Origin of the sequence: Corynebacterium lipophilum, from assembly GCF_024102595.1 — a bacterium.
Lineage (GTDB): Bacteria > Actinomycetota > Actinomycetes > Mycobacteriales > Mycobacteriaceae > Corynebacterium > Corynebacterium pseudogenitalium.
The window spans coordinates 100,005-113,291 of sequence record NZ_JAEUWV010000003.1 but is presented as its reverse complement, the minus strand read 5'-3'; the positions used below and the strand labels follow the sequence as shown (position 1 = coordinate 113,291).

The 13,287-nt window shown below is 58.1% G+C and carries 11 protein-coding genes; 5 read left to right on the top strand and 6 right to left on the bottom strand.

The features are described from left to right. Positions 1–44: 44 nt before the first annotated feature. Complete coding sequence (locus tag JMN37_RS03890; protein ID WP_252931089.1) at positions 45–1,397, top strand: hypothetical protein; 1,353 nt, start codon at positions 45–47, stop codon at positions 1,395–1,397. A gap of 287 nt (positions 1,398–1,684) precedes the next feature. On the opposite strand, the gene JMN37_RS03885 is transcribed toward JMN37_RS03890, so the two are convergent. Then, positions 1,685–2,050, bottom strand: coding sequence for a helix-turn-helix domain-containing protein (locus JMN37_RS03885; RefSeq protein ID WP_252931088.1), 366 nt, complete (start codon positions 2,048–2,050; stop codon positions 1,685–1,687). A gap of 458 nt (positions 2,051–2,508) precedes the next feature. Here JMN37_RS03885 and JMN37_RS03880 point away from each other — a divergent pair, with 458 nt between their 5' ends. Beyond that, complete coding sequence (locus JMN37_RS03880) at positions 2,509–6,330, top strand: hypothetical protein (protein ID WP_252931087.1); 3,822 nt, start codon at positions 2,509–2,511, stop codon at positions 6,328–6,330. Between the two features lie 390 nt (positions 6,331–6,720). On the opposite strand, the gene JMN37_RS03875 is transcribed toward JMN37_RS03880, so the two are convergent. From JMN37_RS03875 to arfB, 3 genes are all read right to left on the bottom strand, one after another. Next, on the bottom strand, positions 6,721–8,613 hold the full coding sequence (locus JMN37_RS03875; RefSeq protein ID WP_252931086.1) for a heavy metal translocating P-type ATPase: 1,893 nt from the start codon (positions 8,611–8,613) through the stop codon (positions 6,721–6,723). Then, positions 8,610–8,969, bottom strand: a complete 360-nt coding sequence (cmtR, locus tag JMN37_RS03870; protein ID WP_148792111.1) for a Cd(II)/Pb(II)-sensing metalloregulatory transcriptional regulator CmtR — start codon at positions 8,967–8,969, stop codon at positions 8,610–8,612. The genes JMN37_RS03875 and cmtR overlap by 4 nt, the downstream gene beginning before the upstream one ends. 266 nt (positions 8,970–9,235) lie before the next feature. Beyond that, the gene (gene arfB, locus JMN37_RS03865; protein WP_148792751.1) at positions 9,236–9,679 is read right to left on the bottom strand and encodes an alternative ribosome rescue aminoacyl-tRNA hydrolase ArfB; all 444 of its coding nucleotides are present in this window, start codon (positions 9,677–9,679) and stop codon (positions 9,236–9,238) included. An 88-nt stretch (positions 9,680–9,767) separates the two neighbouring features. Here arfB and JMN37_RS03860 point away from each other — a divergent pair, with 88 nt between their 5' ends. Both JMN37_RS03860 and JMN37_RS03855 read left to right on the top strand, forming a co-directional pair. Further along, a complete protein-coding gene (locus tag JMN37_RS03860) occupies positions 9,768–10,052 on the top strand; it encodes a VOC family protein (RefSeq protein ID WP_252931085.1) in 285 nt (94 codons plus the stop codon). 176 nt (positions 10,053–10,228) lie between these two features. Further along, a complete protein-coding gene (locus tag JMN37_RS03855; RefSeq protein ID WP_148792112.1) occupies positions 10,229–10,675 on the top strand; it encodes a GNAT family N-acetyltransferase in 447 nt (148 codons plus the stop codon). Between the two features lie 23 nt (positions 10,676–10,698). Here the strand turns inward: JMN37_RS03855 and JMN37_RS03850 are convergent, their stop codons facing one another. Both JMN37_RS03850 and JMN37_RS03845 read right to left on the bottom strand, forming a co-directional pair. Further along, positions 10,699–11,247 (bottom strand): DUF488 domain-containing protein, encoded by a 549-nt coding sequence (locus JMN37_RS03850; RefSeq protein ID WP_252931084.1) that lies wholly within the window; start codon positions 11,245–11,247, stop codon positions 10,699–10,701. Positions 11,248–11,257: 10 nt separating this feature from the next. Then, a complete protein-coding gene (locus tag JMN37_RS03845) occupies positions 11,258–12,748 on the bottom strand; it encodes an HNH endonuclease signature motif containing protein (RefSeq protein WP_252931083.1) in 1,491 nt (496 codons plus the stop codon). A 146-nt stretch (positions 12,749–12,894) separates the two neighbouring features. On the opposite strand from JMN37_RS03845, the gene JMN37_RS03840 reads away from it, so the two are divergent. Continuing rightward, on the top strand, positions 12,895–13,281 hold the full coding sequence (locus JMN37_RS03840) for a hypothetical protein (protein ID WP_252931082.1): 387 nt from the start codon (positions 12,895–12,897) through the stop codon (positions 13,279–13,281). The last annotated feature ends 6 nt before the right edge of the window (positions 13,282–13,287 follow it).

The following is a 13,287-nucleotide window of genomic DNA, read 5'->3' as shown; positions in this document are numbered from 1 at the left end:
TATTACTTTGAGCAACTCGAATAGCCGAGGTCTGGTGTTATTGAATGAAGGATTTAGGACAGGTTGAAAATGAAATTCGGGATTCGAGAACTAAGCCACTCGTCTCGGAAGCGATCAGGTGTTACAACGCAGGTGCATATAGAGCTGCGCTAGTTTCGCTTTGGATAGCCGTAAACGTCGATCTTATTCAGAAGCTGCAAAACTTGTCCGATACCGGTGATGGAGCAGCTCGGGATTACTTAAGTACGTTCACGAAAGCGATTGAGACTAGAAACGTGCATCAAGCGCAAAACTTTGAACGAAACCTTCTCGAAAAATGCAAAGATGATTTTGACCTGCTAACGCATCGTGAGTATCAAGAGCTCAAACGGCTGCGGGAAGATCGTGATTTATGTGCACACCCAGGATTTACCGATACCGACACCCTCTTTCAACCGGGTAACGAACTTGTTCGGGCCCACATCATTTCAGCGCATCTAGCTACTTTTTCACATCCGCCGATCGCTGGTAAAACCCAAATTCAGCTCTTGGAAAGTGAAATCGCTGGTGATGGCTGGCCGGACACTAGTGACTACTTTGTCGAACGGTTCTTTAAACGATCCACAGAGTCAGTTCAAAAAAACTTGGTCAAACTTATTCTTAAGTGGAGCCTGAGGCCTGAGGCCAATGGCCAGCAACTCAACCCTCGAGTCGGTACTCGAGCGCGGAAATCGATTCTCAGGCTGGCAGAAGAAGCCCCCGCGGTTTTCAACGAGTCCTTGGAGTCGGTCCTATTGAACTGGGAAGACAGTGGTAAGCTCGATGATGCGACGCTTATAAGAGCTGTGGGAACCTTTGGCGCGTACCAAGTATTTTGGGATTTACTGCCATCTACCGCGGAGAGGCGAGCATCAACTTTAATCTCGGGAGCAGACGATCGAAAACTTTTAAGCCAGGGGTTCCTTGTTGGTGGTGTGCCGTTGAGGGACGAATACGCTTGCCGATGGAGGAAGATTTTAGGAACTCTGAATGCAGATGACTTGGTAGGGTTACAAGAGTTAGCTACACGACACGATCTCTTACTCAAAAGAGCGTTCGAGCTCGTTGAGGAATCGGGCAACTTTCGAGTGGCAGAGGCGAATCTCCGGGTTGTTGAGACTTTCGCGTCTTGGCTGCAACCCCAGCATATTGAAGCTCTTGAGTATGCGATCAAACATAACGATCACGATCAGGTTCGTTTGGCAGCAGCCACCGAGGCGATACTAATGAGCATCCTTGATCAGCAGGTGGAGCCGGTAAAGGCGAAGAGTGCTTGGACCTCTTTAGCGGAATGGCTATCGAAGCGAGGGGAGCAAGACGGGGGAATTGACTACCGTTATTCGAATTTGCGCGAAGCCGTACTGATGCTGGGAGACTAGCAGAGCGGTAGTTTCGAAGTGGTATGAGACAGTGAACTCTAAGCAAGCACTGCCCGATGGAGGTCAGGCTAAGATCCGTATCGCGGTATTCGGAATCCGGAAACGTGCCCAGCGGTGATGACGAGGTAACTTTGCAATGGCATCCCGTTTAATTCAAGTTCAACGTGTAGCTCCGGGCATTAATGACGCTTCGCGTTATTGGGGGGGGTAGCTTGAAAGGTGGCCCAGTAGGTCACAGACAAGGACGCTGAAAGATTGTGGAATTGAGAGCGCGGTGGAGAGTTTGATTACCTCTGCCAAGCTTCCCCTGTCCAAGCTGGTGGGGTTTTATTTGTGCTCATTGCTGGCCACCGCCCAGGAGCCGAGCGAGACGGTGGATCTGCTGATCGCTCAGCCGGGGGAGCAGCGGCGGCGATGCGGCTCACGGCCGACTCGATATCCTCAAATGTCGGCTGGCGGCCGGTGGGGTGTTTGAGGGCCTCGAGGTCAGCCCTCTCGATCTTGATGCGCCCACCGATTTTGCTGGCGCGCAGATATCCCTCGGAGATGTACTTGCGGAGGGTGGAGTAGCCGCCGAAACCTTCGGCCACCGCATCCTGCAGGGTAAGAAGTGTTTTCTCGTCTTCTAGTGACGGTAACGCGAATGCGCTCATGGAAACTCCCGGTAGCGTTTCTCCTTCTGTCAAGAAGGCGCTACCGGAGCCAATTGGCGCTCCGGCCCGGGGTCCATCCCCTCAGGCGTGTTCGGCGAGCTCGTTCCGTCGCGCGGGCCAGTGGCGACCATTGTCGCCAGACGTCCAATCCAGTGACGTCCCAGGCAATTACTCCCGTCATGCTTTAGATGAAGGATGGTCACACCATCACAACGTGACGCCAGAATAACACGGATGAGCGGACCAGAGCGTGACTGAGCGTTGTGAAGTTATAGTTATGTGAAACGTGGTGGTCCAGTTCAACATATAGTGCTCTGTCGTAATTACACTTCTGATATTGATCAATTTTGGGCTGCGCGTTCAGGTATAAGGAATCGTTTATCCATTAAACTCTCTAAACCTGGATCTGGAGCGACCTAGTTTATGGGGAGTAACTTGCGCGACTGGAGGCGTAACCCGTGAGGACTAGAGCAGGCTACATTGACCGAAGTAAGCTGAAGAACTGGGCCGATACTCGTAATTCGGAGTCTGAACTCCCGCGTCTGGTGCGTCGTCTCATCCTTGAAACGACACCGGGGTTGGTCCAGCTAGGGATGCCCGCAGGCGACGGTGTGGCAGCAGGGGATTGGGACGGTTCTGTTCGGGCAACCGAAGCGACGGCTTGGGTTCCAGATGGTTTGTCGGTATGGGAGCTGTCGGTTAATTCCAGCCCTAACAAGAAGGCCGATGAGGACTATTCTAAGCGAACAGACACTCCAGACGGCACATGGACCGCTGAGTGCACCTATATCGAAGTGATCCTGCGCACTTGGACGGCACGGGACAAATGGGCTAAAAATAAGCGAAACGACCAGGTCTGGAGAGACGTCAAGGCTTTCGGGCTTGATGATATCGAGACCTGGCTTGAGGCCGCCCCAATTACATGGGCGTGGCTATCGGAAGAACTGGGACTTTCTCCATACGGACTTCGCACCGGTTTGACCTGGTGGCGAGATTGGGCAGCACAAACGAATCCAACATTGATACCGAAAGTTGTGCTCGCCGGTCGAACTGACACTGCCAAGGATCTTGAAGACCGGCTTGGTTCATCCGGCTCCGTCACTACGATTGCTGGTGCCTCGATGGAGGAAGTATGCGCCTTCATCGCTGCGATCGCCGTCAACCTTGATGACCAGAGCAGCGGCGAGATGCTCGCACGGCTCGCATTCGTCGACGACATATCCACATGGAGGCAGTTGACAACCTCGTCCCAACCGCTCGTCTTGGTCCCTCTCAAGCCCGAGTTGGCAAGCGAGATCCCCGCAGGTTCTGTGCATAACTTTTGCGTGCCGGTTGTCTCCAACGAAGGTGCCGACGTCACACTTCCAGCGTTGGATGCTGCTGAGGCAGCAGTCGCGCTGACGAGCGCCGGAGTCACAGATGGAGATAGGGCCGATGAGCTCGGTAGGCTCGCACGGCGAAGCTTGACCGGTCTGCGGCGAAACTTGGCTGTAAAGGCCGTCCTGCATCGACCGACCTGGGCTGATGCGAGTCCGTCCCGAAACTTCCGATCAATCCTGTTGGCTGGCTCCTGGGGAGACAATGCAGAAGGGGATCGTTCGATCCTCGAGGCGCTCACGGGAACCGACTACGAATCGTTTAGAGAGGCGATCACAGGAATAGCCGATAATCCTACCGATCCTCTGGTAATCCGCACTGGCGAAGCTTGGCATCTTGTCTCACCGGTGGATGCTTGGATGCTGTTGGTGCCGAAGCTGACTCACGATGACATGAAGCGGTTCGGGACCATCGTCGAGAGGGTCTTCGCAGAGGACGATCCGGCCCTCGACCTACCGCGGGATCAACGGTGGAGAGCATCGATTGATGGCAAAATCCGTCGCTACTCCGGTGACCTCCGCCGCGGCCTCGCTCAGTCGCTCGCTCTATTGGGAATGTACGGCGAAACTGTCGTCTTGTCGGGTGGGGTATCAGGGGCAGAATTCGCAAACTATCTGGTTGGGAAGCTACTCGAAAGGGCGTCGACAGATGATACCGGGCGAGCGTGGCAATCACTAGCTGACATCTTGCCTCTCCTCGCTGAGGCCGGGCCGGACGCCTTCCTCGAAGCGGTCAGTGCAGCAACAGCGGGCGATGCCCCTCTATTGGCCACCATGTTCCAGGACAACGCCGACGAGTCGGGAATCTTCTCGGGCGGAACTCCCCACAGCAATCTGCTGTGGGCGCTCGAGTGCGTGTCCTGGTCCTCTGATCATTTCGGACGTGCTGTCGATCTCCTGGCACGCCTTGACGAGATCGATCCGGGTGGTCGGCTGGCTAACCGTCCCGCGGCCTCTTTGGCTGCAATATTCCGCCCGTGGCATCCAGATAGCTCTGTCGATCCTGACCGGCGACTTATTGTCCTCGACACGTTGCGCCGAAGACGCCCTGGCGTTGCTTGGAAGTTGGAGTGCAGCATGCTTCCTGAGGGGCACGGGACACATTTCCCGATTAGTACACCTGCGTTCCGAACTTGGAGGCCGGACAAACTATCTGTGACATACGGCGAATTATGGAAGATGACGACCGCCGCGGTAGAGCGTTGCATCGAAGATGCTGGTCAGGATGCGCAACGCTGGTCAACGATCCTTTCTCACACGGCAGAGTTACCACCAGCAAACCGAACTCGAGTGGTGGATGCTCTCGAATCGATGGCCGACCAGCCGCAGTTTACGGCTGACTTTCGAGAAGCGGTGTGGCGAACCCTGGTGGACCTCATCGGCCGTCATCGTAAGTTTCCGGATGCTGCCTGGACACTTCCAGACGAGGAACTCAGCAAGCTCGACTCACTGGCAGCGCGCTACCAGCCAAGGTCTGCGTATGTCCGACTGATCGGACTCTTTCAATCATGGACTCCGTATATCGGCGCTCACAAACAAGATGATTATGAAGCCTTTGAACGTGAGCTCGGGCGCCGACGCGTCCAAGCCGTAGAGAAGATCGAGGCCGAGGGCGGTTTTGACGCCATCACGAGACTGGCACGAGACGCGTCGGTACCGGGGGCCGTTGGTATCGCCTTGGCGAAAATCGGCTCGTCGCACGATGATGAGTTGCTCGGTTGGTTGACATCAGCCGACCAGGATCTCGCCAGCACCGCGATGTCGTATTTCTCGACTCGCTATTCCCTAGAAGGTTTCGCTCTGATCACAGACTTCCTTGAACAGAGCGATCTTACGGTCGATCAACGTGTTCGACTCCTGCTTGTCGCGCGCGGCAACCTCGCTGAGGTATGGGCTCTGGTTGATACGGACCCGGATCTTGCGGCCCGATACTGGAGGGCATTCCAGACAATCGGCTTGGGGCAAGAAATTGACAAGATCGACGAGATTGCTGAGCACTTGATCCAAGTTGGCCGCCACGCCGACGTCGTACATCTCATGAGCATGTACACCCACATCGACAAGGACGGCCCGCGTCCCCAGGTAGCGAAACTCATTGTGCGAGCACTGGACGGGCTCCTGGCAGATCAAACTCTATCTGCCGCAGCTCGTGATCTATCGTCCTATGATTTTCAGCGGCTCTTCGCCTACCTCGAAGCTATGCGCGAGCACCTTGAGCCTGGCTGCCTTGTTCGACTGCAGTGGTCGTACCTTCCGGCGCTCGGCTATGACGCGAGAGTCCCAGCGCTATCCGAAGGCTTAGCTGCCGACCCTGAAAAATTCGTCGAGATCGTATGCACTCTTTACCGTGCCCGGCCGAGCGGTGAGGACGAAGAAGGCGCCGAGGACTCGGCTGGCGAAGAACAACACGACGCTTCCCTGGCAACCAATGCGTACCGCTTACTCAATGCATGGGACACACCGCCCGGCCTCGTCGATGGCGTCATGAATGCCGAGGTGCTTCGAACCTGGCTTGATCAAGCTATGGAGCTCCTGGCTGAACGAGGCCGGACCGAGGTCGGCCTGCAGCAGATTGGCCAGGTTCTGGGCCACACCCCACCAGACGCTGACGGCACCTGGCCGGGCAACGTCGTGCGGGATCTCATTGAAGAAGTGCAGCTTGATCACATTGAGACCGGCTTGTACCTCTATATCCTTAATAGTCGTGGAGTTACTAGTCGCGGCTTGGAAGACGGCGGCGAGCAGGAGCTCAGGCTTGCTGCGGACTATCGAGTCAAGGCCCAAGTATTTGCCGACATCGCGCCTCGAGTGGCTGGTTTATTTAGGAGAATCGCTTTCTCGTACGAAAACGACGCACGACGGAACGAGGAGGACGCAGAACGTTTCCGGCGCGGGCTGCACTGAGCGGCATAAATCGCGTCACACAGCGAGTTTGCAGGACACTGTGAGCTGGAGTGTGTATGCGCATCGCTCGAGACGTTATAGGGATATGGAATGTGGTGGAGTTCAAATTTAACGTGTAACGCGGAGCGTTAATGACGTTTCGCGTTATTGGGGGGTAGGTTGAAGAGCGCTGTCTCTAACTCCGGTTTTCGTTCGGCCTCGGTCCATTCCGCTACCTCGTGTGTAGAATCTGCAAGCGGTATCGGGCCGTTGAACTATTAGGTTCACCCACAGTTCCCGTGCCTGCACGCATCGAGAAGGACCAGGTGGTGAACTCGAATGACTCGCCTGGTCCAACGTGTGTGCGCTCGGCGCGTGGTTTAACTCTTATAAGACTTGCCGGTCACAGCCTCAGCGTTTCGCTCGTGCAGCCCGCAGGCCGTTCAAGATCACGATGACTTCGGCGACTTCGTGAACCAACACGACGGCGGCCAGGCCCAGCACACCGCTGATAGCCAGTGGCATCAACACGATAATGATGGCCAGAGACAGCACGATGTTTTGGTTGATGATCCTGCTGCCTCGGCGGGCGTGTTGCAGTGCCTGAGGGATCAGCCGGAGGTCGTGGCCGGTGAAGGCGACGTCAGCGGACTCGATCGCGGCGTCAGAGCCGGTCGCTCCCATCGCTATACCCACCGTTGCGCCCGCCAGTGCCGGAGCATCGTTGATGCCGTCGCCGATCATGGCCGTCGGTGTCTTGGAGGAGAGTTCGGCGACGATGCTTGCCTTGTCCTCTGGGCGTAGCTCGGCGCGCACATCGTCGATCCCGGCGATCTCAGCCAGCGCCCGGGCGGTGCGAGTGTTGTCGCCGGTGAGCATGCTCACCTTCACGTCGTTAGCGTGCAGGGTCTGCACAGCTTCGGGAACCTCGGGACGCAGCTCGTCGCGGACCCCGATCGCTCCGGCGAGGGTGTCATCGACGGTGACCAGGACGCAGGTCTGACCTTCGGACTCCATGCGCTCAACGTCTGCCTTCAGTGGCCCGGCGTCGATCCACCGGGGGCTGCCCACCAGCACCCGTCGACCTTCGACGGTGCCGCCGATGCCATGCCCGGCTTCCTCGCTGATGTCCAGGGCGGCGGGCGCTTCGGGCTCCGCTGCCGCGATCGCCGCGGCGAGGGGGTGCGTCGATTGCTGCTCAACTGCCGCCGCGAAGGCAAGCACCTGCGCCCGATCGAATCCCTCTGCCGGGACCACTCCGGTAACCTCGGGCTGGTTGCGGGTAAGGGTTCCGGTCTTGTCCACCGCCAGGTGACGGACGCCACCGAGCCGCTCGAACGCCGCGCCGGACTTGATGACCACGCCAAACTGGCTGGCCGCGCCGATTGCGGCCACGACCGTCAGCGGCACGGAGATTGCCAGTGCGCACGGCGACGCTGCGACCAGGACCACCAACGCACGGGTGATCCACGTCTCGGGGTCGCCCAGCAGTGAGCCAATCACGCCGACCAGCACCGCCAGGATCATCACCCCGGGCACTAGGGGTTGGGCAATTCGGTCGGCGATCCGGGCGCGGTCACCCTTCTTCGCCTGCGCCTGCTCGACGAGGTCGACGAGTGTGGTCAGCGAGTTGTCCGTTCCAGCTGCGGTCGTCTCTACTTCCAGCACACCGGCGGAGTTGATCGCACCCGCGGGCACCTCGTCGCCGGGTGCAACCTCCTCCGGAATGGATTCTCCGGTGATCGCTGAGGTGTCAAGGCTGGAACGTCCAGACTGAATGATGCCGTCCGTGGCGATCCGCTCTCCGGGGCGCACGAGCATCAGTTCGCCAGCCACGAGGTCCTTCGCTGCGACCTTGACCGACGTGCCGTCGCGCAGCACCGTCGCGGTCTGCGGTACCAACTTCAACAGTGCCCGCAGTCCGCCCTGTGCCCGATCCATTGCCTTGTCTTCCAGCGCCTCGGCGATCGAGTACAGGAACGCTAGCGCCGCGGCCTCTCCGACGTAACCGAGGATTACCGCGCCGACCGCGCTGATCGTCATCAGCAAACCAATGCCGAGCTTGCGCTTCGTGACAAGGTTTCGGATCGCGCCGGGCGCGAACGTATACGCCCCTAGCAGCAGGCCGACCCAGAACAGTACTGTCGCGGGTGTCTCTACCCCGGACCAGTCCAGCGCCAGGCCTATGCCGAGGGCTACGCCGGAGAAGATCGGCAGTAGCAACTCGGGGTCCTTCCACCATGGCCGATCGAGTTCTTCGATCTCTGTGGCGGGTTCGTGTGCGCATCCACACGCCGAGCTCATGCGTCCGCTCCCTGCTCACCGCAGCCGAGCACCGAGCATTCAGGGTCGATGCACGGGGCGTTTTCGTCGACAGCCAACGTCGCGTTCACCAGCGCGTTGAGCGCTGCCGCGAGGTGCGGATCGGCGATTTCGTAGCGTGTCTTGCGGCCCTCCGGCTCGGCGACGACGATGCCGCAGTCGCGCAGGCAGGTCAGGTGGTTCGAGACGTTCGAGCGGGTCAGGTCCAGGTCGCGCGAAAGCACGGCCGGGTAGCTCGGGCCGTCGAGTAGTGTCATCAGGATTCTGGAGCGCGTCGGATCCGCCATGGCCCGGCCGAGCCGGTTCATGACGTCTAGGCGTGAAGCAATGGTCAGCATGTGCTGAACAATACATCGTGTGCTGAACTATTCAAAATGTGCTGAACTGACAGTTACGCGAAGGTCCTGCGACCTGCAAGAATTAGTCGATGGGATAGCAGATGACTGATCCTTTGTGGTTCGGCTACCACCCAACGCGGGAGCGACGTGGGCGGCGAGGTTCTCGAGAAAGTAACTTTGCAACTACATACCGTCGAGTTCAATTTCAACGTGTAGCGAAATCGTTTCCTGGAAGCGAGCGGTGGCTGCCGATTCCGCTCTTTGCTCTACGGGATCTGCGGCCGTCGCCTTGTGGACTTGAGCTCCGAGCGCCGCTTCTTCGCTTCGAGACGGCGCCGTACTGACCCCCGCGTTGGCTTCGTTTTGCGGCGCGGAGGAGGCGGCGGTGCGAGCGCCTCGCGCAACAGGGCAGACATGCGTTGACGTGCCTCGGAGCGGTTGCGGACCTGTGACCGCTGGGTCGACACCGCCACGGTGAGGACGGTGCCATCCAGGCGGTGCTCGAGGTTGCGGAGCGCGCGGCGCCGCTGGACGTCGGTAAGTGAGGTGCACGTGGCGATATCAAGGGATAGCTGGACCTTGCTGTCCGTGGTGTTCACACCTTGTCCTCCTGGCCCCGACGCCTTCGCGAACCGTTCCGACAAGTTGGCGGCGGCGATGACCACACCGTCGGGGATTCCCGGGCCGGGTGCGATGGTCAGGTCGTTCATGCCGTCCACCCTACAAGCACAGCCCCACAGGTACCGCCAGGGGCTCGGGGACTTCTCTGCGGATGCTTGTCTCCCCACACTGGCACTCATGAAGACTTCGCTTTACGTATCTTTCCCCGGCAATGCTCGCGAAGCGCTCAAGTTTTACCATGAGGTGTTTGGAGGTGAGCTCAACATCATCACGTATGGCGAGCAGCTCGACCGTGGCGCGCAGTTCCCGTTCGACCCGCCACGCGACGCTGTCGCTCACGGCACCCTGACTGGTCCGTTTACGTTTGGGGGCGGCGACGACCTGCAAAACAACGCGAGTATCTTGAACCGCGGAGTTTTCGGCTTTACCGCCGAAGTAGATTCGGTGGAGGAAGGTGAGTAGCTCATCGAGAAGCTCACCCGCGACGGCGGAAATGTCACTATGCCGTTCGCGCAAGCTCCATGGGGTGCGCATTTCGGTGTTGTCGAAGACAAGTTTGGGCTGGCCTGGAACATTACTACTGGAGATGGGAGATAGGGCCAGGATGTGATTGTATCGGCCTGGTACCATCTGCATCTATGACTACAGCAAGTAAAATCCGAGTGGCTGGCGTGGGGGATGCGGAGCTCGTCGCAAAGCTTTTGCGCGACTTCAACGTTGAATTCGACGCCCCGGTGCCCGACAACCTCGAGCGGAGGTTCCGGCAGATCATTGCATGTGACGACGCCACCGTGTTGCTCGCCGACGATATCGGGTTTGCATTCTTCACGCTGCGCCCCAGCCCCTATTATGACGGTCCGGTAGCGATGCTTGAGGAGCTCTACATTGCACCATCCTGCCGCAATCGAGGCATCGGTACGGCGCTGCTGCGACGGGTATTCTCGGAGATCCAGAACCGCAATGCAGGCGAATTGCAGATCAACGTCGACGAGGTAGACACCGATGCGCGACGCTTCTATGAACGCCATGGACTGACCAATATTGAGCAAGGCTCCCGAATGCTTCTATATGCGTGCGAGTTGTGATGGAGTGTGGAGGGGAATGAGCATTATTTGGTTTCTTGCTGTGGGTAGCGCACTTTCATATCTTTGCCGACTACGGCTCCGTCATTGAGCTTTGCTGCGTTCAAAGTAGGGCCGTGCTGCGTTATTCCCATGATGTGTTGCACGTCGTCGCCGTGGGCAAGCAGGTGGTCTGCAATGATGCGGCGGTGGCAACGCCACCAAACAGCTTCTGAGCACATGATCACCGTCGGGGTTTCGGCGGCTTGTGTCCTGAGCTGCTGGAGTGCCTCTGCGAACTCGTGGCCAAGAGCATGGTTTGCGTAGTTGTGGAAGCTTCGGTTGCGCCAGTTGCCGTTGATTTCGAAGGGAACTGTTTTGGACACGTTGCGTCGCCCAGTGAGCCCTTCGCTCCGGGAGTACTGGATGCCGTGGTCAGGCAAGTGCTTGGCGAGGTAGCTGTCATTGAACCAGGGATACTTCTTAGACCCGGGAAGCTTGCGTACGTCCACGATTGCACGCACGCCGGAGGCTTCGAGCATGCTTACGAATTCGTCAAACTCGAGGTTGGAATGGCCGACGGTGAAAATGCGCATGACTCCGACCTTAGGCACCTGTTGATAAAGGTGCGGTGTTGGGTGGTGCCTGGCTTCGTGGATACAGCACGGGGTCTCGTTCACCGATCTGAGCGCAGTCGCATCTCCCTTTTGTTGCGAATATCCTGCTCACAGCGGAGTGCTTTGCTGGGACGGATTGGTTGAACTTCATCGGGGCAAACGGGTGCTTTCGGTGCCCAGCCTTGCCGGTTTGTGGGTCGAAATCCATGTAGCCCTTGTTGAAGGATCCGTCTCTGTTGTCGTTGTTGCATCTGTGGTGCTCGCGGCAGAGCCCAGTGAGGTTTTCGATGTCGGTCGTTCCGCCCTTTACCCAGGCGAGAATATGGTGCGCCTCACACTCTGTCATTGAGGTTGTGCACCCGAGCCAGGAACACACCCCTTGGATGGCAAACATCGCGATGCGCTGCTCGACCGAGGCGAGCCGGGTGGTTCTGCCCATCCACAGCGGTACTGAGATGACACCGTCCACTTGGAGGAGGAAGTCTGTAGTTCCGTCCATGCCGAGCCGGACAAGGTCGAAGCAGTCGACTTCGATGCCGGTGTTGGTGTCGTATAGCATGGAGGCGTCGCCGTCGGCGAGATCGTCGAGTGTAAGTGAAATGACCACCGAGGCAGCGCCACCGCTCATTTTCTGGTGCGATTGCTCATGCTGCTGGAAAATGGCGAAGAACTGGTCAAAGCGACGTTGCTGTGGGGTGCGGGTGTCCGCTTCGCCGTGTAGTGCTGCGGGCAGGTTGGAGTTCGGCGCGAGGCCTTTGTCCGTATGTGCCTTGATCAGCGCCGCAGCACCGGCCGTGGCATTGATGTAGATATCTACGGTCCCGTCTGCTTTCCGGCGGCCAAAGGATAGACCGCGGTTCTCGTGGCCTGCATTGGGGTTAGATCGTGGGGCATGCTTCCGGTTGATGTCGTCGACTGCGCGGCGGACGAACTGGCGGAGGTCTTCCGGGTTTCGTTGCAAGCCTTCGGTCATAGCGGCGGAGTAGATACGGGTGCGCTCACCTGCGCCCGCTTTGAGCAGCCTATCGAGCTCACGCCGGATGATGTTCTGTTTCTCCGCACTGACCTGGGGAGACGTCTTTCTGGCAGTTGCCTGCTGTTGCTCCACTTCATGGGTACGGGAGAAAAGGTCTTCGGCGCCTTCTCCACTCTCGGGATGAGCAGTGGGCTCTGGCGGTGGGCCGAAGAGGAGCCGGCCACGTTCGAGGCGGTTGTAGGCCTCGCCTTTTGATAAGTCGAGGCATTGTTGGAGGTATGCGTTGGGGTAGTTGGCGCCGACAATGCGACCCGCCTTTTCGCGTTCGGCGATGAAGGCGAAGGCGGCGTCGATAGTTGCTTTCTTTTTAAACTGCTCCTCGAGGCGCTCAATGTCGTGTCGGATGTCGTCGAATGTGAGAGTGGAGGGGTCCTCGAAAAGCTTGCTTAACGTGCGTAGCGCTGCGGAAATGTCGTTGACGCATTGGGTGATTTCGCTGGTCATGGCCCCTCCTTTCCTGAGTTGTCATCACCCTATCAACCCAAACGGACATGAACGTCCGGCATCCGAACAAATGAGCGAACTTCCTAGGGGTTTGGTACGTTTGGACATAACCGACACAAACTTGAGGGCGGAGGTGCTTGAACAGGATGGTGAGCAACGACATTGAAGACCGCTACCGCTACATGGGCCTCGAGATGATTCCGACACCACGCTACGACGCGAAAACCAGTGAGCCCTGCCCGGGAATAGGATGGATGTGGCGGGTTGAAAACGGTGTTATAGCGCTCGAGTTCAACAATGACGAAGTGCTTACCGGCACTGAATATGGGTTTGAAGACTATGTGGACTGGGGCCGAGAAAACGCCCTACAAGACGTGATCTTAGGCGCTTCCGCCGACGGGTTAAGCATTCCCGAGGCCCTCGAGCGCGTCCGCAGTGCATTCGGTAACCCCGACGTGATTGTGGAGTTGAAAGACTTAAATGAATCGGCAGACGAGCTCCGCCCCGCGGCACAACAACGCCTGAAGTTGTAAAAAGGA

What these genes read in the sequence shown, in the direction of transcription:
- cmtR (WP_148792111.1), bottom strand. Translation starts at nt 8,969, where the DNA reads ATGCTGACCATTGCTTCACGCCTAGACGTCATGAACCGGCTCGGCCGG.
- arfB (WP_148792751.1), bottom strand. Translation starts at nt 9,679, where the DNA reads ATGAACGACCTGACCATCGCACCCGGCCCGGGAATCCCCGACGGTGTG.
- JMN37_RS03850 (WP_252931084.1), bottom strand. Translation starts at nt 11,247, where the DNA reads ATGCGCATTTTCACCGTCGGCCATTCCAACCTCGAGTTTGACGAATTC.
- JMN37_RS03845 (WP_252931083.1), bottom strand. Translation starts at nt 12,748, where the DNA reads ATGACCAGCGAAATCACCCAATGCGTCAACGACATTTCCGCAGCGCTA.
- JMN37_RS03885 (WP_252931088.1), bottom strand. Translation starts at nt 2,050, where the DNA reads ATGAGCGCATTCGCGTTACCGTCACTAGAAGACGAGAAAACACTTCTT.
- JMN37_RS03890 (WP_252931089.1), top strand. Translation starts at nt 45, where the DNA reads ATGAAGGATTTAGGACAGGTTGAAAATGAAATTCGGGATTCGAGAACT.
- JMN37_RS03860 (WP_252931085.1), top strand. Translation starts at nt 9,768, where the DNA reads ATGAAGACTTCGCTTTACGTATCTTTCCCCGGCAATGCTCGCGAAGCG.
- JMN37_RS03855 (WP_148792112.1), top strand. Translation starts at nt 10,229, where the DNA reads ATGACTACAGCAAGTAAAATCCGAGTGGCTGGCGTGGGGGATGCGGAG.
- JMN37_RS03840 (WP_252931082.1), top strand. Translation starts at nt 12,895, where the DNA reads ATGGTGAGCAACGACATTGAAGACCGCTACCGCTACATGGGCCTCGAG.
- JMN37_RS03875 (WP_252931086.1), bottom strand. Translation starts at nt 8,613, where the DNA reads ATGAGCTCGGCGTGTGGATGCGCACACGAACCCGCCACAGAGATCGAA.